The organism is Bacillus sp. NPDC077411 (assembly GCF_044543425.1).
Lineage (GTDB): Bacteria > Bacillota > Bacilli > Bacillales > Bacillaceae_G > Bacillus_A > Bacillus_A bruguierae.
Map to the genome: position 1 here is coordinate 43,615 of NZ_JBITWA010000017.1, position 22,677 is coordinate 66,291.

Genomic DNA, 22,677 nt, shown 5'->3' on the forward strand with positions numbered 1-22,677 from the left:
ATTCAACCCTCCTTATATTTCCTTTTATATTGATTTTTATTAAAAATTTTATATCGTTTTGCTATTTACATCATTTATATACTTTACAAATAACACGCGACTTCCACCTTTTCCGTCATAGTTTGTATGTACAGATACTCCATCCACTTCATCATCCCCTCTTTCAATTTCAAATCCAATCTCACGATGAAATTGAATAGACTTTTTGTTAGCTGGAGATGTTATTGCTTTAACAACGTGACAGCCATTGGAACGAACTGCATCAAAAAAGGAAGAATACAATGCCGATGCAATCCCTTGTCTTCTAAATTGCGGATTCACACCAATGAAATGAACATATGCCTCATCCTCAAAAGTTTGCGAGAAAAAGCCACATAAAAATCCCGCAATTTCACCATCCTTTTCAATAATAAAACTTGTTTCTTGAAAATGAACAAAAAAGAGCTTTGGCAGCATATCTGCCATCGGTCTCCCGCCCCACCAGTCATTCATAACAGAATGAATTGTAGTATAATCCTCAGGTCTAATTTTCCTAACGTGCATATGTCATACCTCTCTTTTTCCATCAATGTTTATATTATTAGATATTAAAATACATATTCCTTTTTAACTTCCAGATTCATATGAGATAATTAAATTAAAATAAATGAAATTAGGTGAAAAATATGTACAAAAAGCCTTCTTTTGGCGAGAAAAAGCAGCATATAGAATACATCTCACGCCCAAGCTCTTATGCAATTATTTTTAAAGAAGATACTAGTAAAATAGCCGTTATCCAAAATGGAGTAAGATACTTTTTACCTGGCAGTGGAATAGAAAATGGTGAAACAAAAGAAAGCTGCTTACATCGCGAACTATTAGAAGAATTAGGCTGGGAAATTGAGGTGCAGCAGTATATTGGAAATGCCGAGCGTTACTTTTATGCTGAAAAAGAAGATATACATTATTTAAATGATGGTCACTTTTACATATGTAGCAAAATACGAGATTATCATGTTCCTACAGAAGATAGCTACATTTTACATTGGGTATCTTCTTCTGAAGCACAGCAGTTGCTTGTTCACGATCATCAACAATGGGCTGTGAGGCAAGCAATGTTAGTACACAAACAAAAATAATTACCTTTTTCGACTCTTTTATTCCACAAAAAGTAAAATTAATCTTTAATCACCATATTTAACCAATACTTTTATTGGTTTTATTTTTTCTTCACTCAATTCTTGAAAACAATGAATTAATTCTCGATGTGTTATTTCATGTTCAAATAGCTGACTTATAAATCGAGTATGCTTCACATACTGTAAGAACCAGTTTGCATGTCTTTTATAATCTAATCCATCACTAGAACCAACTATACGTAGTTCCTTTTCATAGAACTCTGATGTTAAATAAAATTCTTCTTTTTTCCATTCAAGATGCCTTTTTCCGCATAAAACAAGCGAATGTTGTTCCATCTTTCCCCATCCTTTAATAACTATAACTGTCTTCAATTAACATAGTTCCTTTTTAAATAAGTGCATACCATTTCGTATATGATACAACTCGTATTCTCTCTGAAACTCAACAGAAAATAGAATTATATTCCACCCATTCCATTGTATTACTTTTTGCTTATTTTCTTCAATTCAAAAAATTAAAACTGTTTTTCATAACATTATTTACACAATCTGAACACAAAAAAAATGACCACACCTCTCTCGGTGTAGTCATTTCCATACTAACTTACCTTCTTTAAATTCAATACTGGCTTCTTCACTGTTCCTTTTTTCACAATATATAACCCAGCGAAAATAACAAATCCACCGAACAACTGCATAATGTTTACCTGTTCGCCAATCGTTACGGCCGCAAATATAACAGCAAATAACGGAACGAGATACATATAAACCATTACTTTCGTTGAACCAATTTTACTAATTCCAACGTACCACATTGCAAGTCCAAAAATTGTGGCAAAAACAATAGAGTAACCTAATGATCCCCAGCTTAACATGTCAGTTGGCCATGTTAACGATTCGACATTTATAAAGCAGTATAATACAAGTGGCACAATTCCTAACAAAGTCGACCAAGCAGTTACGCGCATTGCAGAATATTTCGTTATAAGCGGCTGAGCCAGAATCGGATACCAGCCCCATGCAATCGACGCGGCTAATCCAATAAGATTTCCAATCCATGCATATTCATATGCAGATTGATTCGTATGCCCTGTTAATAACACAAGTGCTGCACCGCTAAAAGATAGTATAGATCCGATTTGTATTTTTAGAGAAAAGCGTTCTTGTTTATGTAATACCGCTAAAATCCCCGTAAAAATTGGCGACATTGCAATTAATAATGATGCATTCGTCGCAGATGTGTATTTTACGGAAAGCATAAACAGTGTTTGATATAAAGTCGTCCCAACAATACCTACCACTAACAGTCTAAGCCAGTCTTTCTTCTCTATACGTAATGAGCGTTCCACAATAAAGGTAATAAGCAACAAAACTGGAGACGCCACTAAAAAGCGCATACTATTAAATTGAATGGATGACATATACGCCACTCCATATTTTCCTATCGTATAGTTTGCTCCCCATACTAAAGCAACTAACATCAGGAGCACTTCCATTTGCCTTTGTTTCATCAAAACCTCTCCTTCCCTCATTTAGCATAGTAAAATTGGCCCAATGTAACACCATCCAATTGGCTGTTTTTTTACCCAGCCAATTTGCTATAATGATGATAATGAAGTAACAAGGAGAGACGTTACAAATGAAATGGACATTAGATACTGATAGTAAAATCCCAATCTATCAACAAGTTGTTGATTATATTGAAAGACGTATTGTGTACGGAGAGCTTCCACCTGGCAGTTTTCTTCCGTCAGAACGCAAGCTAGCAAAGCAACTTCATGTGAATCGAAGTACAATTACAACAGCCTATAATGAACTACGTGCAATGGGAATTGTTAAAAGTACAACAGGAAAAGGAACGCGTGTAAGCACACATATGTGGGGCGTATCTCCGAAATTCACACCAAATTGGAGGGGGTTTGTAGAGGGCGGGACATTTTTACCTAATTTACCACTCCTTCGCTACATTCGTGAGCAAGTGCAGCAAAATGACAATATCATTGATTTTGCAAATGGGGAGCTTGGATGCGATTTGTTCCCGCACCAGCAATTACAAGCGATTTTACGCGAACAACCGTTAACACAATCGTTAAGTTATGATCATCCTCAAGGCTATCTTCCTTTACGACAAGCTGTAGCTACATATATGAAGGAGCACTTACAAATTGATGCAACTGAACAATCCATCATGATTACTTCCGGCGCCCAGCAAGCACTGCATCTTATTGTGCAATGTTTATTAAATCCAGGCGATGCTGTAGCATTTGAAAGTCCATCACATTGTTATTCCTTGCCTCTTTTTCAATCCGCAGGCATTCGAATTTTCCCATTACCAGTTGATGAACATGGGATTCATCCAGATGATGTACATGAGCTACACAGAAAGCATCGGATTAAAATGATTTTCTTAAATCCAAATTATCAAAACCCGACCGGAACGCTCCTTCATCCGAAGAGAAGAGAAACTCTTTTATCTTTATGTGCCGATTTACGTATTCCAATTGTTGAAGATGATCCGTCTAGCTTATTAACATTAGAAAAAAAAGAACAAGCATATTCAACCTTAAAATCAATTGATACAAATGGAACGGTCATTTATGTCCATTCTCTATCCAAAATGATAGCACCAGGATTACGAATTGGCTGGCTCGTTGCTCCGCAGTCCGTTGTTGAACGCTTATCAGATGCACGGCATCAAATGGAATTAGGCTTAAGCATTTTTCCGCAATGGCTTATGCAGCAATTTTTTGAAACAGTTCCATTTGAAGCACATTTACAACAGTTACGGTCTGAATTAGTACAAAAAAGAAATATGTTAGCAGATGCACTGCAACATTCACTCCAGAAAGAACTCTCATTTTCCTTGCCAACAGGAGGAATTTATATATGGGGAAAATTACAACAACCTATCAATGAAAAACAGTTCATAATGCAAAGTTTAAAACAACAAGTTGCCTTTATGCCCGGCAGTATTTTTGGCGCAAAAGATGGTTACATTCGTCTATCTTATGGAAAAGTAGATATAAACCACATTACTGAAGGGATCTCTCGTCTGCAACAAGCGATTAAGTTGTCTCATACATAAAATTATTTCTGACATCTCTCTAACCAACTACTAGCCACTAAACGCATGTAAGTTATTTGTATATATACAAGTTAAAAAAACGACATAAAAACCCATTTCCTTTTAGGGGAGACGAGAGCATCTGGCCGTGCATAGAAGCGGTCAGGGCCTTTTCCTGCCACATGCGAGATTTTAAAACAAAGAGAGCAAGTAGCGGTCATGTTGTATTCTGAATACCTATTATTTATATATCAGAATATCAAAATGTATTTATATATGAGATAATCTACCTTTTGTCCTTTTCCAAATTACTCAGAAGTACAGTAGGTTTCTGTACTTCTGGCAATTTTCATTCAGTTTAATTCTTCCTAAAATATGTACATACCATTCCGTATATGACATACATTCATATTTTCTTCCTTTCCTTGAAACTCTACAGCAAATGGGAATTCACCGTAATTCTTTAATTGATTTTGAACGACACCATTTCCAATCGGTTCGCAAAATTGAATCGTTATTTTCCCAAGAGAAAAACCTTGCGATATCGCATTCCATTCCTTATTTATTTTGGGCGGACTCATTTCTATATGCAGTAAATCTTTCCATCGTTTGCTTGTTTCATTTACATTAGTAACAGCATAGAACACTGTTTTCATTCCAATTATGTGATTATTATGGGGCGAGATTACTCCTTTTTTCTGTAAATCATCCCTTCTTTTTTCATCCGATTCACTCCACTCAATGAAAAATGGGAACCTGGGGCCGTCTCCCTCTTGTTCAATAAATAGCATTTTCCAGCTTAATAGAGTTCCATCATCCCTCATACGTTTCCCTTCCAATGGACCGTTTATATGAAATCCCTTTGCCACCAGTCTCTCAGTAAGCTCTTCCATCTGTTCTGTACGCAGTGCAATTTGAAGCATTCCTTCCTCTATTTGTAACTTATGAATAGATTGTTGAATAAGGGGATTCTCTGCTTCAATTGCAACCTCTTGATTTTGCACTGCTAAAAACTCAATGTATGCTAAATCAAAATAACATAAACTATTATGTGTCCCCCAATTCGTATGCTCTCCTCCTTGAACTACATGAAATCCATGTCGTTTCATTTGATTTATCACCTCAGCTGGAGAACACCTAACTACATGAACAAGATGATCAAACTGTAACATCTCCTCACCACCCTTACTTTTATTCTTTTAGTGTATTATCTTTCAATTATTTCTTGCAATTTAAATCTTCTGAAAATATGTTAATTCATGTTTATTATAACGAAAAAAATAAAGCTAATTGAAAGACTAAAGGATCTTTTCCACTAGAAAGAGGAGCCTTTAATTTTAATACGATTCTTCCTGGAAATAAGAATTTCATCTCAAATAGCTTTGTCGAAAAATATTTTTCTGAATTTTCTATTAATTTTGAAGGATTTTTTGAAACACAATGCGAAACCATTGTATAACCTTTTTTCAATAGGTTACCTATTACATACTTTTTAGGATCGGGATGAATTTTGAAAGCACTTTTCTTAAATAGCCATTTTTTTCTATAAAAAAATCCTTGCAATATTTTCAGAAAATCATTACAATTGCCATATATTAAAAATCATAGTAATAGAAAAATCCTCATCAATCCGATGAGGTAGAGGTCGCGGCTTTTATTAGTAATCTAGACGAGACGCAGAGAACGTCAATAACTCTGGATAAAAGGAAAAGCTGCCGAAGTTTATACTTCTTCTCTGGAAGTATATGCTGGGGCTGTTTTCGAATAGGAACAGAACTGTCACGTTTACAAAATTACCGTGTAAACGTGGGGCGCTATCTTAACGGAAGGTATGATGGGGTGGCTATTTTTGAAATGCTCCGCTAAAGTCCTTTGGCGGTTTTTTTTATTCCCCCCGCTCCTTCCTATCTTACAAGAAAAGGAGTGTTGAACATGAACGGCGCAACTACTAACGTTACCTCTACAGCTACAAATCAATCTGCACAAACAACTAACGAACTTCGACGCGGATTAAAATCTCGTCACCTTACAATGATTTCTCTCGGTGGTACAATCGGTACCGGACTATTTCTTGCTAGCGGTGGTGTCATTCATACAGCTGGCCCTGGTGGAGCTCTTGTAGCATACGCTGCAATTGGAATTATGGTTTATTTTTTAATGACAAGCTTAGCTGAATTAGCAGCGTACATGCCTGTTGCTGGATCTTTTAGCACATATGCGACAAAATTTGTTGATCCATCGCTTGGATTCGCATTAGGTTGGAATTACTGGTATAACTGGGCAATTACGATTGCTGCTGAACTTGCAGCCGTAACATTAATTATGAAGTTTTGGTTCCCAAATACACCTTCCCTTCTTTGGAGTGGCATTTGCTTAGTCATTATGTTTCTTTTAAATTACTTATCTGTTAAAGGATTTGGTGAAGCTGAATATTGGTTCGCACTTATTAAAGTAGTTACCGTTATTATCTTTTTAATTGTTGGATTTATGATGATTTTTGGTATTATGGGTGGCGAGCCTGTTGGATTTAAAAACTTTACTGTTGCAGACGCACCATTTAACGGTGGTATTATGGCAATCATCGGCGTATTTATGGCGGCTGGTTTTTCATTTCAAGGAACTGAATTATTAGGTGTAGCTGCTGGTGAAACTGCTGATCCAGAGCGTAGTATTCCAAAAGCAATTCGCTCAATCTTTTGGCGTATTCTATTATTTTACATCTTTGCAATTCTTGTTATCGGTCTATTGATCCCTTATACAACTGATAGTCTTGCAGCAAGTGACGTAACAGTAAGTCCATTTACACTTATATTTGAAAAAGCAGGGGTTGCATTTGCTGCTTCTGTTATGAACGCTGTTATTTTAACTGCAGTTTTATCTGCCGGTAATTCAGGAATGTACGCATCAACTCGTATGCTTTGGGATTTAGCAAGACAAGGAAAAGCACCGAAATTTTTAGGGAAATTAAATAGTCGCGGCGTACCTGTTAACGCGTTAATCGCAACTTCAGTAGTTGGTTGTGTCGCTTTCCTAGCTTCCTTATTTGGCGACGGTGTAGTATATATTTGGTTATTAAATGCATCTGGAATGTCTGGATTTATTGCATGGGTCGGAATCGCTATTAGTCATTATCGTTTCCGAAAAGCATATATTGCACAAGGAAAAGATTTAAATGCTTTACCGTATAAAGCAAAATGGTTCCCATTTGGTCCAATTTTCGCATTTGCACTTTGTGTCATTGTCATTTTAGGACAAAATTACGGAGCGTTTATGGGCGAGTCTATCGATTGGAACGGTGTACTTGTTTCCTATATCGGCCTACCTCTCTTCCTTGCGCTGTGGTTAGGATATAAATTTACAAAGAAAACAAAAGTAATTCCTCTTGATAAAGTAGAACTTTAATCCGGTGGAGATTCTTCATCCCCTGCTGATTATCGGCTCCTACTATCTGTTAATATAAGTGATAAAGGTTAACCAACACAATGGTGTTGGTTAACCTTTTTTTATCTGAACGAATCCTTGTTCAAAGGTTATAGTTACTTTATGTCGAATAGTGTACTATATATAAATTTTTCTAAAAAAGGATGAGATTAAAATGAATATCGCATTAGAAATTGTCTCCACAGAACAACTAGAAATATTAAAGAATTTTTATGCCCTATACTTACATGATTTATCCGAATTCTCACCTACCCTTCATCCAAATGAAAATGGATTTTTTGAATTTGATGCTTTTGAACTGATTTGTAATCGAGATGAGCTTTCTCCTTACTTTATTACATATGAAAGAAAATATGTCGGATTTCTCCTATTCGCAAAAACACCATTCACGGCACCAGAAACAGACTTCTGCATTAACGACCTTTTCTTATTAAAAGCGTACCGCGGAAAAAATATCGCAGATCAAGCAATCTTAGAACTGTTAAAACAAAACAAAGGAACTTATTATGTAATGCAATTAAAAAGCAATAAAACAGCGATTCATTTCTGGGAGAAATTTTACCAAAAGAATGGGTTTCAGTATCAAGCAGCTGAGAAAATGGATGGAGATGATTTATGCTTAACACAAACATTTACAGTACCATCATTACTTTCCAAGCTGTAATCCCTTTACTCTTATCATTCATCGAATCCCTTTACTTCCCTATTTCTCATGTTTTTACAATAATAGAATAAGAACTATAAACAAAGGTTGGGGTTTCATGAACATTCGTGTAACTGATGGAGCAAAAACAATACTACGGTGCGTTTATGAGAAAATCTATCGATTGGCGCGGTGTACGCGTTTCCTATATCGGCTACCTCTCTTCTTTGCGCTGTGGTTAGGATATAAATTTACAAAGAAAACAAAAGTCATCTCATTAGATAAGTGTGAGCTTTCACAACAAAAAACCTGTCAATTCATATTATCAAGACATAAATATGAAAAATACTTAAAAAATAAAGCCTCCAACATATTATATATGACTAATATGTTGGAGGCTTTTGTTTTGTTAGAAGTACTGCCCAATGGCTATAAATGTTGTAAATAATAAAAAACAAACGTATCGATAGACCTTCTATCTATCAAATCATTTCCAATAATTTTTCATTAAATCGATAGACCAATTTGCTTGTCTAATTTCATTCTTTGGAAGAAACTCCTTCATTACAGGTTTAATATCAATGATAGGTGTTCCATCAATTGCATCTAATCCTTTCACCACTAATTTCTTTCCAGTATGCTCTATTAATTCAACTGTAGTTACACCTAATTTATTCGGTCTATTTTTTCCTCTCTGCGAAAAAATTCCGACTTTCGGAAAGTTAAGATTATTCCTCGGATGCCTTGCTTCATACTGAATTTTATCATCAGATACTTTGTCAAAGTAAAAAATTATTTCTAAGTGTGAAAAATCTTCTATTCCTTGTAATGCAGATTCATTTAATTCATCAGTTAGTTCGACTTCTGACACAACACTCCCCCAATTATCATCTTTCATTTCTTTACGAGAATTATGAACGTATGCAACTGGATTCATTATAATTTCCATATAAATCCCTCCCAAAACTTCTTTTTTTAATTATATAAGAGATTTAACTATAAAAAAATTTTGTTTTTTTAAATTAACTTAATAAGTTTTGCTAATAATCTACTAAAAAAATGCTTACTAAAAAATCCTTTCCAACAATAATTGACATCATCTCACCGATAGAACGTCTTCCTTATATAATTTGTTGTCATAAGTTATTTTAATTTTTTACTTAAAACAATGCTTCTGTAATTTGTAATTTCCCAATTGACATATTCAATAAAACGATATCCTTTATCACCGTAGTATTTAATAAGATGACTAGCTCCCTCAGCCGTATCTAATGCGAGTTCCTCTACCCCTTCTTTTGTTGCCGTTTCTTCAGCTAATTCAAGCAATTTTCTTCCAACTCCCATTGATTGATAAAAAGGATGGACTCCAAACTGACCTATTCCTGCTACATTGCTTTTGTTATACCAATTGCACCCTTTATTATTCTCTGGTGAGTAATAGGAAATTGTACCGATAATTTTATTATCCCAAATGGCAATAAAACATAATGCCTTATCAATTCTTTTAAGAGTAACACTAGAGTCCTGATAAGCAGCCAAATAATTAAAACCTACATCCAACAGTTTTTTATATGACTTATTTATTACTTTGGTTAACTCTTCAATATCATCTTTCTTACGATCGAAAGCACGAATATGTATCATATTATAATTAGTAAAAATATTGTTTTGAACTGTGCTCATATATATCCCCCTTTTATTTATGGTTTATCATTAAAAAAAATTATAATCTATATATATAGATTATAATTTTTTTAAAACACAGCACAAACAACGCATGGAGAAATGAAATGGTCATGCGTTGTTTATTTTATCCTATCCTTTTAGAACCAAATCTGCATTTTTGTCAGGAGCTTCTGTGTTTACATAAAATTCTTCAGCTTTCCAATATCTATTCTCAAACTTTGTCATGTTCTTTTGTGTATCTTCACTTTCACGAAGAAATCTCTTACTTCTCGGACAATCTAGATATACAACATAATCATAGAAGCTTCTCCACTCTTTCCGCTGCAGAAAAACACCTTCTACTATAATAACAGAAGGATCAGAAAGTTGAACTTCCTGCTGACTATGTGTATTAAATTCATCATCATAAACAGGAAGAATAAGATGGTTAGCGGATTTTAGTTTACCGAAAAAATTGCGACTTAACCAATCCGTATCCCATTGTAAGTTATAATACTCATACCATTCCTCATTCCCCGTATTGTAACGTTTTTCACGCTCTACAATATAATCATCTATGTGAAAGACATGAAACGAGGTCTTCTTTTCTTTCATTTTATGACTAAGTTTTTTCACGAGTGTTGTTTTGCCAGAACGGCTTAAACCATCTATCCCTAAAATAAACCGACTGCCCACGCCGTTATTTTCAATTATTTCCAGTAATATTTTTTCATTCTCCCCCATATTACTCTCCCCTTTGAAACAAATCTCTTTTTTAGTAGCTACAATGAAATTTTAACGAGATTCAAACATATAAGCTATATGCCTTAACAATTTTGGTTTCCGTACAATCACTCTTCCCTATCTTTACCTACTAAAATTCCATTTACAAATTCACCAATTGTTTCATGAAACGCATAATCAAAATATTGCTCTTGTCCTGTTTGTTCATTATTAACAAGTATTGTTGTTGCTCCTATTTCTCGTTTTGCTATTTGCGGAAAGGATGCCACAGGCTGTACTTTCAATGACGTTCCCATCACAAGTAATACATCCGTTTCATACAACCTTTCAACTGCCATTTGAAATTGCGGCAATGTATCTCCGTATAACACAACATCAGGATTCAAAATGAAATTACACTTTTCACAGCGCGGTACTTCATGTTCAATCATATATTGTAAGTTATATTTTGCACAGCACTTCGGACAATGAGCAGATTGAAGCGTACCATGTAAGTCAATGACATGTGTACTCCCGCTCAATTGATGAAGTCCATCAATATTTTGTGTTAACACTACAATATCTTTTCTCGTCTGCTCTAACTGCGCAAGAAACGTATGTCCTTTATTTGGTTTATATTGATGGAATGTATCAATTTGAAAAATTGCCTTATAATGTTTCCAAAATTCTTTCGGATTTCGATTATAGTATCCTCTTGATAAATACATTTCTACGTTTGCATCTGCATACAAACCATTTGCTGATCGAAAGTCTGGAATTCCACTCTCTGTACTTGCACCTGCTCCGGTTAACACTGTAATCTTCTTAGCATTGTTAATAATAGAACGCACTTCTCCATAATGCTGCACAATATTCACCTCTATGTATCATTCTTTTTTCATTATAACAGGCATACGCAATAACTTGGAAATTTTTCCTTAATAACTTATCCTGACTACTATATAAATATCGATTGCACATTCGTTTGTTCTAATGAAAATAAAAGAAGGAATCAAAACAGCAAATGAGTTTTGATTCCTTCTTTCAAAAATTATTATAACGCTCTAGCATGCTGCAATGGCCAAAATACTGCCGAACCTTTTCCTACAATTTGTTTTTCAGAAACAAAACCAAATCGTCGGCTATCCTTAGATACTTGACGATTATCCCCTAGTACAAATACAGAACCTTTCGGAACAGTTTTCTCGCCAGTTAGTTCTTCTAACGTAAAATCAGGAGTTAACATCTCTCCAGATAATTGCTTTTTAAATTCATCTAAATACGACTCATCCATTGCTTTACCATTTACATATAAAATATCATGTTTGTACTCTATTGTATCTCCTGGTAACCCAATTACTCGTTTTACTAAGTCATGCCCTTCATTTCCGTGAAAAACAATAATCTCAAAACGATCTAACCCTTGTAGGCTAAATCCTATCTTATTTACAACCATCCTCTCATTATTCTCTAAAGTTGGCATCATCGATTCACCTTGGACAAGCGATGGTGTAAATAAAAATGCCCGACAAACAAATGCAATAATTAAAGCTAAAGCAATACTTTTAACCCATGACATAATCTCACTTTTTTTCATATATTCACTATCTCCTTTAATAACTATATGTATATAAGTTTAAAAAACGACATAAACCCCTTTCTTTTTTTACAGGAGAACGAGAGCAACTGGCCGTGCATAGAAGCGGTCAGGGCCTTTTCCTGCCACATACGAGGTTTTCAAACAAAGAGAGCAAGTAAGTGCAGGTCATGATGTATCCTGCATAGTAGCAACTTATATGTCTAAACATTAAAATGAACTTATATAGTCATTTTTGCGATTTCTCGTACAGTTTGAACAACAACTTCACCAAAGCACGATTTTTCTTCTCTCACCGCTGTACCAACGTGAACTTGTGTAATCCCTGTCTTATGCAGTAATTGTTGTACATTCTCTTTCGTCACACCACTACCAACGATCATTTCTATTTGCCCTTCACTTGCCTCGTGCATATGGCGTAAGACCGAAATGTTATCTTCTATTTTTCCTTGTCCGCCAGATGTTAAAATATGCGTGACCTCTTTAAACTTCCGCAATATTTTAACGGCTTTCACTAAATCTTCCATTTCATCAATTGCACGATGAAACGTCACATTCATTCCCTCTACTACTTCTAATAATTTTGCTAACTTTTCTTCATCAATTTCATTCTCTTCATTTAAAACACCTAATACAACACCAGTTGCACCAAGCTCTTTTGCCACTCGAATATCTTCTCTCATTAATCCTATTTCTTCATTAGAATATATGAAAGACTTGGCATGCGGACGAATCATTACATGCACTGGAATAGAAATAGCAGTTATCACATTTTTTATTAACGCATAGCTTGGCGTAAGACCACCTTCTGTAAATGCTGTAATCAATTCTATCCGTTTCCCACCGCCACGTTCAATCCGTTTGGCATCTTCTAAACATGTAGCGATGACTTCTAGCATTTATTAACTCCTTTTCGTACATTTTCTATTTTAATTATATACGAAAAGAAAGAATTGTACCTATTTTTTAACATCAAAATCTTGCAAAGCATGCTGTGCTAATAGCGAAATTGTCACATCATCCATTGGAGGATTATGAAGTCCAGCGCGTACATGTAAGTAATAACGGTGTAATGGATTTTTTTCAGATAAGCTCCTTGCTCCGACGATGCGCATCGCCTTATCAACAATAGAAATCGCTGCGTTTGTCACAACATACTTCACCGCAGCCATCTCTGCTTGCAAACTCTGTATTTGTTCTTCTTCATATCGCTTTGCAACGCTATATAAAAAAGAACGAGCTTGCATGATTTCTAATTCTATTTCTCCTATTAATCTTTGCACATTTGGTAGCATCGCTATTGGTGCTTTCAAGCTATTTGGTTGATACGTTGCTGCAAACTGTAGAGCATACTGGCGTGCAGATAGGGCAATTCCAAGATAACAAGCCGGAATATGCAGAAGCCATCCTCTTCTCTTTTCTATACTACGCGGAGAAATTTTCTCAACAAAATATTTATATGGAACTGCTACTTGTTCTAAAATCAAATCATGACTTGCTGTACCACGCATAGCTACACTATCCCACGTTTCTTCAATGGAGACACCTTCTGTAGTACGCGGAACAAGAAATTCACCTATTTCTTCCGTTCCTTCTATAGATGCGGAAACAAGAAAATAATCTAATACCGGTGCCATCGTTGTAAATGTTTTTCTGCCTGAAATAATCCACATATCTCCTTTTTTTACTGCTGTTGTCTCTGGCTTTCCTCCTCTTGTCGGACTTCCCGTATTTCGTTCTGTTGCTGCTCGGTTTACAAGCGCTCCGTCCTTCACCTTCTCACAAAGCCAAGAAAACATTTCCTTATCCCATAAACGATTTTCAGAAAGCTCATATATAATTCCAAGGTGCCATCCCATACATAGTGCCGTTGCACCATCGCCCTGTGCAATATATTCTTGAAATAGTAAAAAATCATATAAGGACATTCCTAAACCGCCTTCGTCCTTTGGAACTGTCCATGATGTATACTCAATTTCTTTTAAATCTTCTATATTTTCAAAAGGAAATGAATACAATTTATCTAACTGCTGTTCTCTCTTTGAAAATAGAGTGATATATGGTTGTAATTCACTAAGTCGCTCTTGTTGCTCTTTCGTTCTTACAAAATCCATTTCATCAGCCCTTTACACATTCTTTTTCTTAAACATATTAATCTACACCTCAATTGTTGCACTATTCCGACAGAAAAACAATGCTTTAAACAAAAAAAGATTTCCTAATACATTAGGAAATCTCACTTATCCATCCCCCTTCACAAACCGGACAGGTAAGGATGCAACATAACCAATATAAGAACACAATTCTTTAAAAAAGAACGGTAACTCTGTGTCTAGACTACGGTAAGCAGACGTTGGTGTTGGTGAAGAATATGCATTCATACCGAGATGCTTAGCGATTCGCATCGCTCGTTTCATATGAAGCGGATCGCTTACAATTGTATACGTTTGTAAGCCATGTTCTTTTCCAATCTGCAGAGCATTTTTCAAATTTTCTTCTGTAAAACGCGATTCCGTTTCAATTAAAATGTCTTCATCTCTCACACCATGCTTTAATGCATATATTTTTGACGTACGCGCCTCTTCTAATTCTGCTTCAAATTTCGTACCACCTGTAAAAATAATTTTTTTAACACTTCCATTTTGATAGAGAGAAATGGCATGATTAATTCTCTCGCGAAGTACCGGTGACGGTTTCCCATTCCAAGAAGCGGCCCCTAACACAATTGCCGCATCTGTATCAACTTGATCTGTCTTAGAACGATAATGCCAAATATCATACGCCGCATAGCTCACAAATACAATAATGGAACCAAGTATGAATAAGAGTGCCTGCACCATCCTTATTTTAATACTTCTTTTTTTCTTCATAAACTGATAGCCCCCGTATTTCATACATACTTTATACAAAAATTCATTTAATTGAATAATTGGTTAATTCGTTATTTGAATTCATTTGAAAGAAGGTAGTTTTCTTAATAGCAGTTCTATAAAAGAGGTTGAAATAAAAAAGAGATTTTTATATCTCACACTGATATATATTCATTTTTTCGCCATCTAAGTCGCTGCTATGCAAAACATAACATGACCGCTACTCGCTTTCTTCTTTTGTTTTAAACCTTGCATGTGGCAGGAAAAGGCCCTGACCGCTTCTATGTACGGCCAGCTGCTCTCGTCTCTCCTAAAAGGAAAGAGGTTTTTATGCCGTTCTTTTAACTTATATATATAAGTAGTCTATTTACAATAACAATTTATATTTCTCTCAAATTCTTAACCTCTATATTGTAGCGAATTTTTCTGCAGAATGGAATCATGAAACAAAAGTATATAAAATCCGTAATCGTTTTGTAAGAAAAAATGCCCCCTAACATGCTAGGGAACATTTCTCTTAAACTATTATTTTAAAATCCAATATTTCATATGCTCTTCCTGTAACACACAACAAAAACCGGATTTTTCTAATACCCTCGCAGAAGCAGTATTACTTGTTAAACATTCCGCTTTAATCGTCGTTACATTTTGTTGATTTAATAACCACTGCACAAGACCTTTTACCATCTCTGTAGCATATCCTTTTCCTTGATAATCCGGAACAATACTGTAGCCTATTTCAACAATCCCATTTACATCTGGACCACCTTTACAGCCCATATCACCAATAATTGTATGATCCTCTTTATGAATAATAAGACCACTCCACCTACTACTTTCCGGTTTTTCTTGTAGTTGCTCTGCTTTCCACGGTAAAATTTCCGCATAATCAGGCATAGGCCATTGCTTAGAAATTTTATAAGGAATTATTTTCGAAAGCTCCTCATTTCCTTTTATAGTAGCCTCTACTAATTCTAATGTGAAAGAAATCATTTTTAAACGCTCTGTTTCTATATACGGCAACTTTATCCCCCTCTACCTATAACACATTAATTTATTTTCTAATCGTTCTTTTACACTTGACCAATCTGATGAGATAATACTATAAACAACTGCATCCCTCACATATCCATTTGGAAGTAGCCGTTCATTTCGCATTACTCCCTCTTTTACTGCCCCTAGCCTTTCGATTGCTCGCTGAGACCTTTCATTGCGAGCATCTGTTTTAATTTGTACACGCAACATTCCTAGCTCTTCAAATGCATAGCGAAGCGTCATATATTTGCACTCTGTATTTACACTTGTACGTTGAACGCTTGGACTGTACCAAGTATGTCCAAGCTCGATTGTTTTGCAATCATTTGATATGTTGTATAGCCGCGTCGTTCCTACAACCTCATTTGTCGTTTGATCAATTACAGTAAATGGAATGTCAACTCCCCTTTTATACTTTTCTATTGACTCTTCAACTAATATTTCCATATCTTCTAAGCAATCCATTTTCGCTATTAAATATGTCCAAATATCTGGGTGTTTTTCAATAATGGCATACAATGGTCCTACATCATTTATAGATAATAATTGCAATTTTGCTCGATTATATATAAATTCCATAAAACAGTCCCCTTTTCTTTCCATCTCTATTATATAATAGTATTAATTGTATAAATTTTCAAAAGTATCGAACTGAAGCGACTTAGGGGGAATATATTTTGAAACACTATTTTATCAACAATGGAAAAACAGATATACATATTACAGAATGGGGCAATGAAAATAACCCTGTAATCTTTTGTTTACACGGATTAGGCAGTACGAGTCTTAGCTTTATCGAAATTGCCGAGCAACTTAAAGAGGAGTATAGGTTTATTGCAATTGATGCGCCTGGACACGGTAAAACTTCTCCATTTGAACAAGCTGAAGAATACGAAATGCCTCGTTTGGCAACGTGGCTAAACGACTTATTGGATCGTCTTGAGATTGGTCAATTTTATTTCTTATCACATTCTTGGGGAAGTTTTTTATCATTATTTTATTTAGCGGAATATCCAGAAAGAGTAAAGGGTTCCATTCTTATTGATGGTGGCTATCAAACGAAAAGACTTAAGGAACAAACTATGGAAGAAGAGATCGCTTACCATGAAAAAGATTTTGAGGAATATGTATTTGATGATTGGAAAGGTTTCTTCAAAAGTGAAAAAGAGGCATATACAAGGTGGTCTCCACTCATAGAAATGGCAGTAAAGGATCTTGGCCTAGAAAAGAATAATAAAGTGTGTTGGCACGCAAGAGGCATAACAGCTGGAAATATTATTAAAGCTATGCATAAACACGAAACAGCAGATATTTATGAAAACCTGCCATCCAATATTATTTTACTCAGAGCTACATTACCGAGCAGCATGGATGAATATCGAGATAAGACAGCAAACATTTTTGAGCAGAAAACAAGCGGAACAGTAAAACAAATTCCTAACACTACTCATTTGTTACATTGGGATAATCCAGAGGTTGTAGTAGAGGAAATAAGAAAAAATTGGCCTTGTTCTTAATTCACTATCCCCACCTCTCTTTTTTGCTTTTGTCTATATCTTGAGGTGGGAATCTTATTGTCCGTTAATGCGGGATAAATGTAAAACTATAGTCTGTTACTTCCTTGAAACCAAGTTTTTCGTACAAACTTCTAGCTGATATATTATTAGAAGATGTTTGTAAAATAGGGATTTTACCACAATTCAAGCAATCCGAAATCATATGAGACAATAATATTTTTCCACATTTTTGCCCACGAAATTTTTCTTCAACATAAAATGTTGTGAATTCAATGTAATTCTTTGTATAACTTCCATATCTCCCCATTCCGATTGGCACATTGTCATGCATAACAAAAAAAATCCCTTTCTCAATATCATTGCTTATTTTTTCTTTATTGATCAAACGCTGCAACTGTTCTTCATTACTCGGCTGAAAAAAGTGAATGAAAAATTTATGAATGAACGATATATCATATTCATTATGAATAGCTTTTCTAACTATTGGAACATCTGTATCTTTCGTACATTTCTGACTATATACATAATGAATATCCCTACTAATCTCCTCCTTTATCCCTAAATACTTAAAAATATTTTCTACATATTCACTCTTCCCAGCAAGAAGTATAGAGTTTCTTTTCAAACACTCGATCTGTTTTGCGATAACTAAAAGTTTGGTTTTGTCTTTTATCCAAAACGTAGTAAAATATGTATTCCCTTCATCTTTTATATACAAAATGCTAGTTATTTCATTGTCATCCTTCTCCACATACCATTCTCCAAGTTGTTCATTTTCCAAACCTTGAATCGCTAATGTTTGAAACATCTCTTCCCTATATAAACAACATCGTATTTCTTCTTTACAACTTTCATCTATTTCTGTTAACAATTCCATTTCTTTCACCTCATAACATTTATTCGACAAATTCGAAGTCATTCCTTTACAACCTATGTTTAACCAAAATAACCTCAGACACTTTTGTCTGAGGTTATCTTTGATTTATTTCCCATACTATATAAATCCATTTTGAAGAGAACTCTATATTTTTATATCTAAAAACCCTTTTAGTACTCCAATTGTTTGCGGAGCTTGTAGTCTTGCTGTTATATACGGAAATTCTGGACTACCATCAAAGATCATCTGAGATGTTAATGGGGCACCTACCCACATGATATCGTCATCGATAATAACAAATGGCATTACTTTATTTTGACGATGCACTTGTACGTTTTTTATCGGAACTTGACCTTCTGTATAGATCATTACCGACGCTTCTGCACGCGCTAATACTTGCCATACTCTTTTATCTATACGACTTGAATTAGGAATAGATACAATGATTTTCTTTTTCGCTGAGATTATATCTTTTAATAATACTTTCGTTTCTTCTTTGCTTGTTTGTACAAACCACCGCAATCTTTTCGTAATCTTCCGCTCTAGAATCGCCCTCAATGTTGTACGATCATACACATCTCCTTGCCTTTGTATATGAGACGTTAAATGAGATAAAGCTTGTTTTCGCGAAAGATTTCGCCTCATATATTGACAATCTGATAGTTGAATAAATTTCCCTCTCGCCCTCGTAACTGCGACGTTAACGAGACGGTGGTTTTTTTGATCAAAGAAGAGCACACCCGGTCGTTCTTGCGGATAGCTATCAACTGTATCGAACAAAATCATATCACGCTCAGATCCTTGAAATTTATGAACGGTTGCCGCTAGTACCGGCGCATTTTTGAACTTTGTTTTTTGAAGAAATTCCCTTATGCACGTTGATAAAAAGCGCGACTGAGCACGGTATGGTGTTACAATACCAATTGACGGTATTCCATCCAGAAAGCCAATTAGCGTAAGCTGCATCGCTATTAATCCAGAAAAAATATTATAACGTGAACTTGATGCTACGTCTTTTAATGAATAAGCGCCCATATTACTTGTATCTAGTAAAACCGCTGCTTCTTTCATGAAAGGCTGTAAAGTCGCTATTTTATCTCGCTCTATAACAGAAGGATGATCGAACACTTCGTTTTTATAAATAAATTTGTTCGTAAAGCTTGAAATATGTGGATGCATACGCCGCTGCTCTTGCAGCATGTATAAATTCGGATGCTTTTTACGTTCATTTACCACTTCTACTATTCCCGCATGATAAAACATATCTTCTTTTAACCACTTATTCACAAGCTCATGATTCGATAAAGCAATTGGCGGTAATTGTAGAAAGTCCCCGCACACAACAATACGCTTTCCTAAAGAAGCTGCTAAGGCAATTTGCGGAACATATGCCATACTTACTTCATCGACAACCACAAGATCAAACGTTCTTTCGTAAACAAGTGAATCGATTGCACATTTCGATAATGTTGCCCCAATGACTTTTGCATTTTCAATATACTCTTTTTCAACTTCTTTCACTTTTGCTTTTTGCTTGCGAAGATCTCCTTCTATTTCCTGCATTTTTCTCTTTTCAGCAGAAGTCGCTTTATAAGAAAGAATTTTTTGCCTTAATTCTTGTCTTAATTCTTCTAAATAGAGCCTCTCTTCTTCCCATTCTTCATTTGTTGATTCAACTAATCGCGTAGTTAATAACGTTTCATGATTGCGAATTTGTTCATTTTGACTAAAACCATACCGAATCACATCTCCCGGTACCCACTTCTCTTTTTTCTCAATTTGCTTTGTTACTTCGCTCATTAATACATCAACCGCTGCATTACTATGTGCTAATACAAGAACAGATTTCCCGCTTTGATAATGAGTTGCAATAATGCGCGATAAATTGTATGATTTTCCGGTTCCCGGCGGTCCCCAGACGTACGTTGTTGCATTGTAAAAAGCTCGGTATGCAAGTTCATTTTTCACTGTTTTCATTTTCACAATATGTTTTGGTTCACTAGTTCCTTGTAATAACCGTTTCACACGCTGACGCTTTTGTTTATCTTTCCTTACTTCCTTTAAACGTTCTTGCAATTGTTCTAACAGCTGCCACGGCTCACTATATAACACCGCTTCCTGTATATGTTGCTGCATATAACAATTAAGTTTGACTTCAATGTCCAATCCTTGAACAGATAGTACTTCCCCTGTTGCTTCTTCACCGTCAAATTCAATTCGAATCGGTGTTCCGTCTGGTAAACTCACCTCAGAAATAAGCTGAAATACATAGACACTACTTTCATAGTCCGTATATAAAAACCTTCCATTTATAATAGATAATTTGCTTCCACCAACTGTCTTCCAATGTTTAATTTCATATGTTAACGCTTCATGCCACTCTTTCATCGTTTCTGTTAATGAAGAAGTTTGCGCAGATGTAATCATGTTTAAATCTCCTTCCTCTACTGCAAACATACTTTCTCACTATACCATAAATCTATAGCTTGATTAAAAGTGAAATGCTTCCTGATGAAGAATAGATTAAGTGTTTTGAAATAGAACGTAAAAAAAACGCTGTAACATTTTACCGCGTTTTTTCATTTTATCAATTCTTTTTGTACAAGCTTTCTCCCTTTGTTTTAAACCTCGCACGTGGCAGGAAAAGGCCCTGACCACTTCTATGCACGGCCAGATGCTCTCATCCCCCTAAAAAAGAGATGGGTTCTTATGACATTTTCAACTCGTATATACCTTAAACATTACTAGTTATTTTCGGAAGATAAATTGTAAACGTAGTTCCTTCGCCTTTTACACTGTGTACAGTAATACTTCCTTCATGAAGGTCAATAATTTTTTTCACAATCGAAAGCCCCAGTCCACTGCCTTCGATTGTTCTATTTCGCGCCTCATCCACTTTGTAGAATCGGTCAAAAATCTTGTCAATCTCATCTTCGCTCATACCGAGCCCTGTGTCAGAAATCGCGAGATACAATTCCGTTTCTTTCTCTTCTCCATAAAATGAAATGGTCCCGCCACTTTCTGTGAATTTAATACTATTCGTCAGTAAATTTGTCCACACTTGATGGAGCAAATTTTCATCTCCGTGCACTTGCATACTTGGAACATCCAATTCAATTGCGACATCTTTCTCACGCCATTGCCACTCTAACATAAAAATAACATCTCTTATTTGCTTACCTACATCAAATGTTTTCTTATTTAAAACCCTCTCTTCTTTATCAAGAGATGCAAGCGTTAATAATTGTTTACACAAAGTAGACATACGTCTACTTTCTGATTCAATTATTTTCAAATAACGCTTACGCTCGGGTTCACTCATCTCATTTGTTTGTAACGTCTTCGAAAACCCTTGAATTGATGAAAGTGGAGATTGAAATTCATGAGAAACGTTTGAAACAAATTCTTGTCGCATCCGATCTAAATCCTTTAGGCTTTTTGCCATTTTCCGAAAGCTGACAGCCAGTGTTCCGATTTCATCTTTTCGATATTCTGGCAGAGCTACTTCATACTCTCCATTTGCAATTTTTTTAGTTGCACTTGTAAAAAGCTGAATAGGACGTACAATAAACCGTGCTGCAATTGCAATACAAATAATACTTAATCCGACCATTAAACATAATAATACAGCAAAGAAAATACGCATTTCACCAAATTGCTGCTGAATATCTGGGCGAATAAAGAGAGCATATTGCTTTCCATCATGTTGAATTGGAATCCCAATACTATTTAAGAGTTCATTATCAAAAAAACCTGTTATAAATAACCTTGTAGGATACGTCGAAATACCGTTGTATGTATGACCCTTTAATACACTCTCTATCGTTTCGTCACTCACGTTAATTTTTCGAAATGCATTTCCATATCGTTTTCCTTGTTTTTGATCATCTACCACATAAATTTCAAAACCAAGATTAGAAATAGATTGCAAATACTCCTCTCGATTTTGTTCATCGGACTGCTCATATAAATGTTTTACTTCTTGTGCGTATTTTAAAATCTTTTCACTATTATACGGTTTCAAATAAAGATGATAATACACATTTGATAATAAAAACCCAATCGTACTACTAACTAGCATAATGACAATCGAAATGATAACAAATCGTGAATATAATGATCTCATT

The 22,677-nt window shown here is 35.2% G+C and carries 23 protein-coding genes, 1 pseudogene and 1 riboswitch; of the genes and pseudogenes, 6 read left to right on the forward strand and 18 right to left on the reverse strand.

Going from position 1 to position 22,677, the window contains the following annotated elements; translation table 11 throughout:
• Positions 1 to 48 precede the first annotated feature (48 nt).
• Positions 49 to 543, reverse strand: a complete 495-nt coding sequence (locus ACIGHG_RS19245) for a GNAT family N-acetyltransferase (protein ID WP_336473021.1) — start codon at positions 541 to 543, stop codon at positions 49 to 51.
• Between the two features lie 122 nt (positions 544 to 665).
• Here ACIGHG_RS19245 and ACIGHG_RS19250 point away from each other — a divergent pair, with 122 nt between their 5' ends.
• On the forward strand, positions 666 to 1,118 hold the full coding sequence (locus ACIGHG_RS19250) for an NUDIX hydrolase (protein WP_396549994.1): 453 nt from the start codon (positions 666 to 668) through the stop codon (positions 1,116 to 1,118).
• Between the two features lie 45 nt (positions 1,119 to 1,163).
• On the opposite strand, the gene ACIGHG_RS19255 is transcribed toward ACIGHG_RS19250, so the two are convergent.
• Both ACIGHG_RS19255 and ACIGHG_RS19260 read right to left on the reverse strand, forming a co-directional pair.
• Positions 1,164 to 1,454 (reverse strand): MDR/zinc-dependent alcohol dehydrogenase-like family protein, encoded by a 291-nt coding sequence (locus ACIGHG_RS19255; protein WP_336473023.1) that lies wholly within the window; start codon positions 1,452 to 1,454, stop codon positions 1,164 to 1,166.
• Between the two features lie 263 nt (positions 1,455 to 1,717).
• On the reverse strand, positions 1,718 to 2,629 hold the full coding sequence (locus ACIGHG_RS19260; RefSeq protein ID WP_336473024.1) for a DMT family transporter: 912 nt from the start codon (positions 2,627 to 2,629) through the stop codon (positions 1,718 to 1,720).
• Between the two features lie 128 nt (positions 2,630 to 2,757).
• Between ACIGHG_RS19260 and pdxR the strand changes: the two genes are divergently transcribed.
• Positions 2,758 to 4,203 (forward strand): MocR-like pyridoxine biosynthesis transcription factor PdxR, encoded by a 1,446-nt coding sequence (gene pdxR / locus ACIGHG_RS19265; protein ID WP_396549997.1) that lies wholly within the window; start codon positions 2,758 to 2,760, stop codon positions 4,201 to 4,203.
• A 347-nt stretch (positions 4,204 to 4,550) separates the two neighbouring features.
• Here pdxR and ACIGHG_RS19270 read toward each other — a convergent pair whose 3' ends face one another.
• Together ACIGHG_RS19270 and ACIGHG_RS19275 are read right to left on the reverse strand one after the other, a co-directional pair.
• Entirely contained in the window at positions 4,551 to 5,354 is an 804-nt protein-coding gene (locus tag ACIGHG_RS19270; RefSeq protein ID WP_396549999.1) for a VOC family protein, read from the reverse strand.
• Positions 5,355 to 5,448: 94 nt separating this feature from the next.
• On the reverse strand, positions 5,449 to 5,745 hold the full coding sequence (locus tag ACIGHG_RS19275) for a hypothetical protein (protein ID WP_396550001.1): 297 nt from the start codon (positions 5,743 to 5,745) through the stop codon (positions 5,449 to 5,451).
• Between the two features lie 68 nt (positions 5,746 to 5,813).
• Positions 5,814 to 6,007: riboswitch (Lysine riboswitch) on the forward strand.
• Between the two features lie 107 nt (positions 6,008 to 6,114).
• Here ACIGHG_RS19275 and ACIGHG_RS19280 point away from each other — a divergent pair.
• The 3 genes and pseudogenes from ACIGHG_RS19280 to ACIGHG_RS19290 form a co-directional block, all read left to right on the forward strand.
• Positions 6,115 to 7,584: an amino acid permease gene (locus tag ACIGHG_RS19280; RefSeq protein ID WP_396550003.1), complete on the forward strand. Its 1,470-nt coding sequence runs from the start codon at positions 6,115 to 6,117 to the stop codon at positions 7,582 to 7,584.
• 193 nt (positions 7,585 to 7,777) lie between these two features.
• Positions 7,778 to 8,287 (forward strand): GNAT family N-acetyltransferase, encoded by a 510-nt coding sequence (locus tag ACIGHG_RS19285; RefSeq protein ID WP_396550005.1) that lies wholly within the window; start codon positions 7,778 to 7,780, stop codon positions 8,285 to 8,287.
• A gap of 128 nt (positions 8,288 to 8,415) precedes the next feature.
• Positions 8,416 to 8,561: pseudogene (locus ACIGHG_RS19290) on the forward strand (amino acid permease); the annotation flags it as partial.
• A 192-nt stretch (positions 8,562 to 8,753) separates the two neighbouring features.
• On the opposite strand, the gene tsaA reads toward ACIGHG_RS19290, so the two are convergent.
• The 10 genes from tsaA to ACIGHG_RS19340 form a co-directional block, all read right to left on the reverse strand.
• Positions 8,754 to 9,215 carry a tRNA (N6-threonylcarbamoyladenosine(37)-N6)-methyltransferase TrmO gene (gene tsaA, locus ACIGHG_RS19295; RefSeq protein ID WP_396550007.1) on the reverse strand — a complete coding sequence of 154 codons (462 nt, stop codon included), beginning with the start codon at positions 9,213 to 9,215 and terminating at the stop codon, positions 8,754 to 8,756.
• A gap of 194 nt (positions 9,216 to 9,409) precedes the next feature.
• Positions 9,410 to 9,949, reverse strand: a complete 540-nt coding sequence (locus ACIGHG_RS19300; RefSeq protein ID WP_396550009.1) for a GNAT family N-acetyltransferase — start codon at positions 9,947 to 9,949, stop codon at positions 9,410 to 9,412.
• Between the two features lie 132 nt (positions 9,950 to 10,081).
• Complete coding sequence (locus tag ACIGHG_RS19305) at positions 10,082 to 10,675, reverse strand: kinase (RefSeq protein WP_396550011.1); 594 nt, start codon at positions 10,673 to 10,675, stop codon at positions 10,082 to 10,084.
• Positions 10,676 to 10,782: 107 nt separating this feature from the next.
• Positions 10,783 to 11,523, reverse strand: a complete 741-nt coding sequence (locus tag ACIGHG_RS19310; RefSeq protein ID WP_396550013.1) for an NAD-dependent protein deacylase — start codon at positions 11,521 to 11,523, stop codon at positions 10,783 to 10,785.
• Positions 11,524 to 11,708: 185 nt separating this feature from the next.
• Complete coding sequence (gene lepB, locus ACIGHG_RS19315) at positions 11,709 to 12,251, reverse strand: signal peptidase I (protein WP_336473034.1); 543 nt, start codon at positions 12,249 to 12,251, stop codon at positions 11,709 to 11,711.
• Between the two features lie 221 nt (positions 12,252 to 12,472).
• Positions 12,473 to 13,150, reverse strand: coding sequence for a copper homeostasis protein CutC (locus ACIGHG_RS19320; RefSeq protein ID WP_396550015.1), 678 nt, complete (start codon positions 13,148 to 13,150; stop codon positions 12,473 to 12,475).
• Between the two features lie 60 nt (positions 13,151 to 13,210).
• Entirely contained in the window at positions 13,211 to 14,365 is a 1,155-nt protein-coding gene (locus ACIGHG_RS19325) for an acyl-CoA dehydrogenase family protein (RefSeq protein WP_396550017.1), read from the reverse strand.
• 126 nt (positions 14,366 to 14,491) lie between these two features.
• Positions 14,492 to 15,121 carry a YdcF family protein gene (locus ACIGHG_RS19330; RefSeq protein ID WP_396550019.1) on the reverse strand — a complete coding sequence of 210 codons (630 nt, stop codon included), beginning with the start codon at positions 15,119 to 15,121 and terminating at the stop codon, positions 14,492 to 14,494.
• A 525-nt stretch (positions 15,122 to 15,646) separates the two neighbouring features.
• The gene (locus tag ACIGHG_RS19335) at positions 15,647 to 16,144 is read right to left on the reverse strand and encodes a GNAT family N-acetyltransferase (RefSeq protein ID WP_336473038.1); all 498 of its coding nucleotides are present in this window, start codon (positions 16,142 to 16,144) and stop codon (positions 15,647 to 15,649) included.
• Positions 16,145 to 16,156: 12 nt separating this feature from the next.
• Positions 16,157 to 16,735, reverse strand: a complete 579-nt coding sequence (locus ACIGHG_RS19340) for a GNAT family N-acetyltransferase (protein ID WP_396550021.1) — start codon at positions 16,733 to 16,735, stop codon at positions 16,157 to 16,159.
• 98 nt (positions 16,736 to 16,833) lie between these two features.
• Here ACIGHG_RS19340 and ACIGHG_RS19345 point away from each other — a divergent pair, with 98 nt between their 5' ends.
• A complete protein-coding gene (locus ACIGHG_RS19345) occupies positions 16,834 to 17,673 on the forward strand; it encodes an alpha/beta hydrolase (protein ID WP_396550023.1) in 840 nt (279 codons plus the stop codon).
• Positions 17,674 to 17,737: 64 nt separating this feature from the next.
• Here the strand turns inward: ACIGHG_RS19345 and ACIGHG_RS19350 are convergent, their stop codons facing one another.
• From ACIGHG_RS19350 to ACIGHG_RS19360, 3 genes are all read right to left on the reverse strand, one after another.
• Entirely contained in the window at positions 17,738 to 18,592 is an 855-nt protein-coding gene (locus tag ACIGHG_RS19350) for a GNAT family N-acetyltransferase (RefSeq protein WP_396550025.1), read from the reverse strand.
• 102 nt (positions 18,593 to 18,694) lie between these two features.
• Positions 18,695 to 21,007 carry an AAA domain-containing protein gene (locus ACIGHG_RS19355; protein WP_396550027.1) on the reverse strand — a complete coding sequence of 771 codons (2,313 nt, stop codon included), beginning with the start codon at positions 21,005 to 21,007 and terminating at the stop codon, positions 18,695 to 18,697.
• A 277-nt stretch (positions 21,008 to 21,284) separates the two neighbouring features.
• Entirely contained in the window at positions 21,285 to 22,676 is a 1,392-nt protein-coding gene (locus ACIGHG_RS19360) for a sensor histidine kinase (RefSeq protein WP_396550029.1), read from the reverse strand.
• Between the last annotated feature and the right edge of the window lies 1 nt (position 22,677).

Coding starts and splice junctions, on each gene's coding strand:
- ACIGHG_RS19300 (WP_396550009.1), bottom strand. CDS start 9,949: ATGAGCACAGTTCAAAACAATATTTTTACTAATTATAATATGATACAT.
- ACIGHG_RS19280 (WP_396550003.1), top strand. CDS start 6,115: ATGAACGGCGCAACTACTAACGTTACCTCTACAGCTACAAATCAATCT.
- ACIGHG_RS19255 (WP_336473023.1), bottom strand. CDS start 1,454: ATGGAACAACATTCGCTTGTTTTATGCGGAAAAAGGCATCTTGAATGG.
- ACIGHG_RS19260 (WP_336473024.1), bottom strand. CDS start 2,629: ATGAAACAAAGGCAAATGGAAGTGCTCCTGATGTTAGTTGCTTTAGTA.
- ACIGHG_RS19350 (WP_396550025.1), bottom strand. CDS start 18,592: ATGACTTCGAATTTGTCGAATAAATGTTATGAGGTGAAAGAAATGGAA.
- ACIGHG_RS19285 (WP_396550005.1), top strand. CDS start 7,778: ATGAATATCGCATTAGAAATTGTCTCCACAGAACAACTAGAAATATTA.
- ACIGHG_RS19245 (WP_336473021.1), bottom strand. CDS start 543: ATGCACGTTAGGAAAATTAGACCTGAGGATTATACTACAATTCATTCT.
- lepB (WP_336473034.1), bottom strand. CDS start 12,251: ATGAAAAAAAGTGAGATTATGTCATGGGTTAAAAGTATTGCTTTAGCT.
- ACIGHG_RS19325 (WP_396550017.1), bottom strand. CDS start 14,365: ATGGATTTTGTAAGAACGAAAGAGCAACAAGAGCGACTTAGTGAATTA.
- ACIGHG_RS19330 (WP_396550019.1), bottom strand. CDS start 15,121: ATGAAGAAAAAAAGAAGTATTAAAATAAGGATGGTGCAGGCACTCTTA.
- ACIGHG_RS19360 (WP_396550029.1), bottom strand. CDS start 22,676: ATGAGATCATTATATTCACGATTTGTTATCATTTCGATTGTCATTATG.
- ACIGHG_RS19305 (WP_396550011.1), bottom strand. CDS start 10,675: ATGGGGGAGAATGAAAAAATATTACTGGAAATAATTGAAAATAACGGC.
- ACIGHG_RS19270 (WP_396549999.1), bottom strand. CDS start 5,354: ATGTTACAGTTTGATCATCTTGTTCATGTAGTTAGGTGTTCTCCAGCT.
- ACIGHG_RS19320 (WP_396550015.1), bottom strand. CDS start 13,150: ATGCTAGAAGTCATCGCTACATGTTTAGAAGATGCCAAACGGATTGAA.
- tsaA (WP_396550007.1), bottom strand. CDS start 9,215: ATGGAAATTATAATGAATCCAGTTGCATACGTTCATAATTCTCGTAAA.
- ACIGHG_RS19340 (WP_396550021.1), bottom strand. CDS start 16,735: ATGGAATTTATATATAATCGAGCAAAATTGCAATTATTATCTATAAAT.
- pdxR (WP_396549997.1), top strand. CDS start 2,758: ATGAAATGGACATTAGATACTGATAGTAAAATCCCAATCTATCAACAA.
- ACIGHG_RS19250 (WP_396549994.1), top strand. CDS start 666: ATGTACAAAAAGCCTTCTTTTGGCGAGAAAAAGCAGCATATAGAATAC.
- ACIGHG_RS19355 (WP_396550027.1), bottom strand. CDS start 21,007: ATGTTTGCAGTAGAGGAAGGAGATTTAAACATGATTACATCTGCGCAA.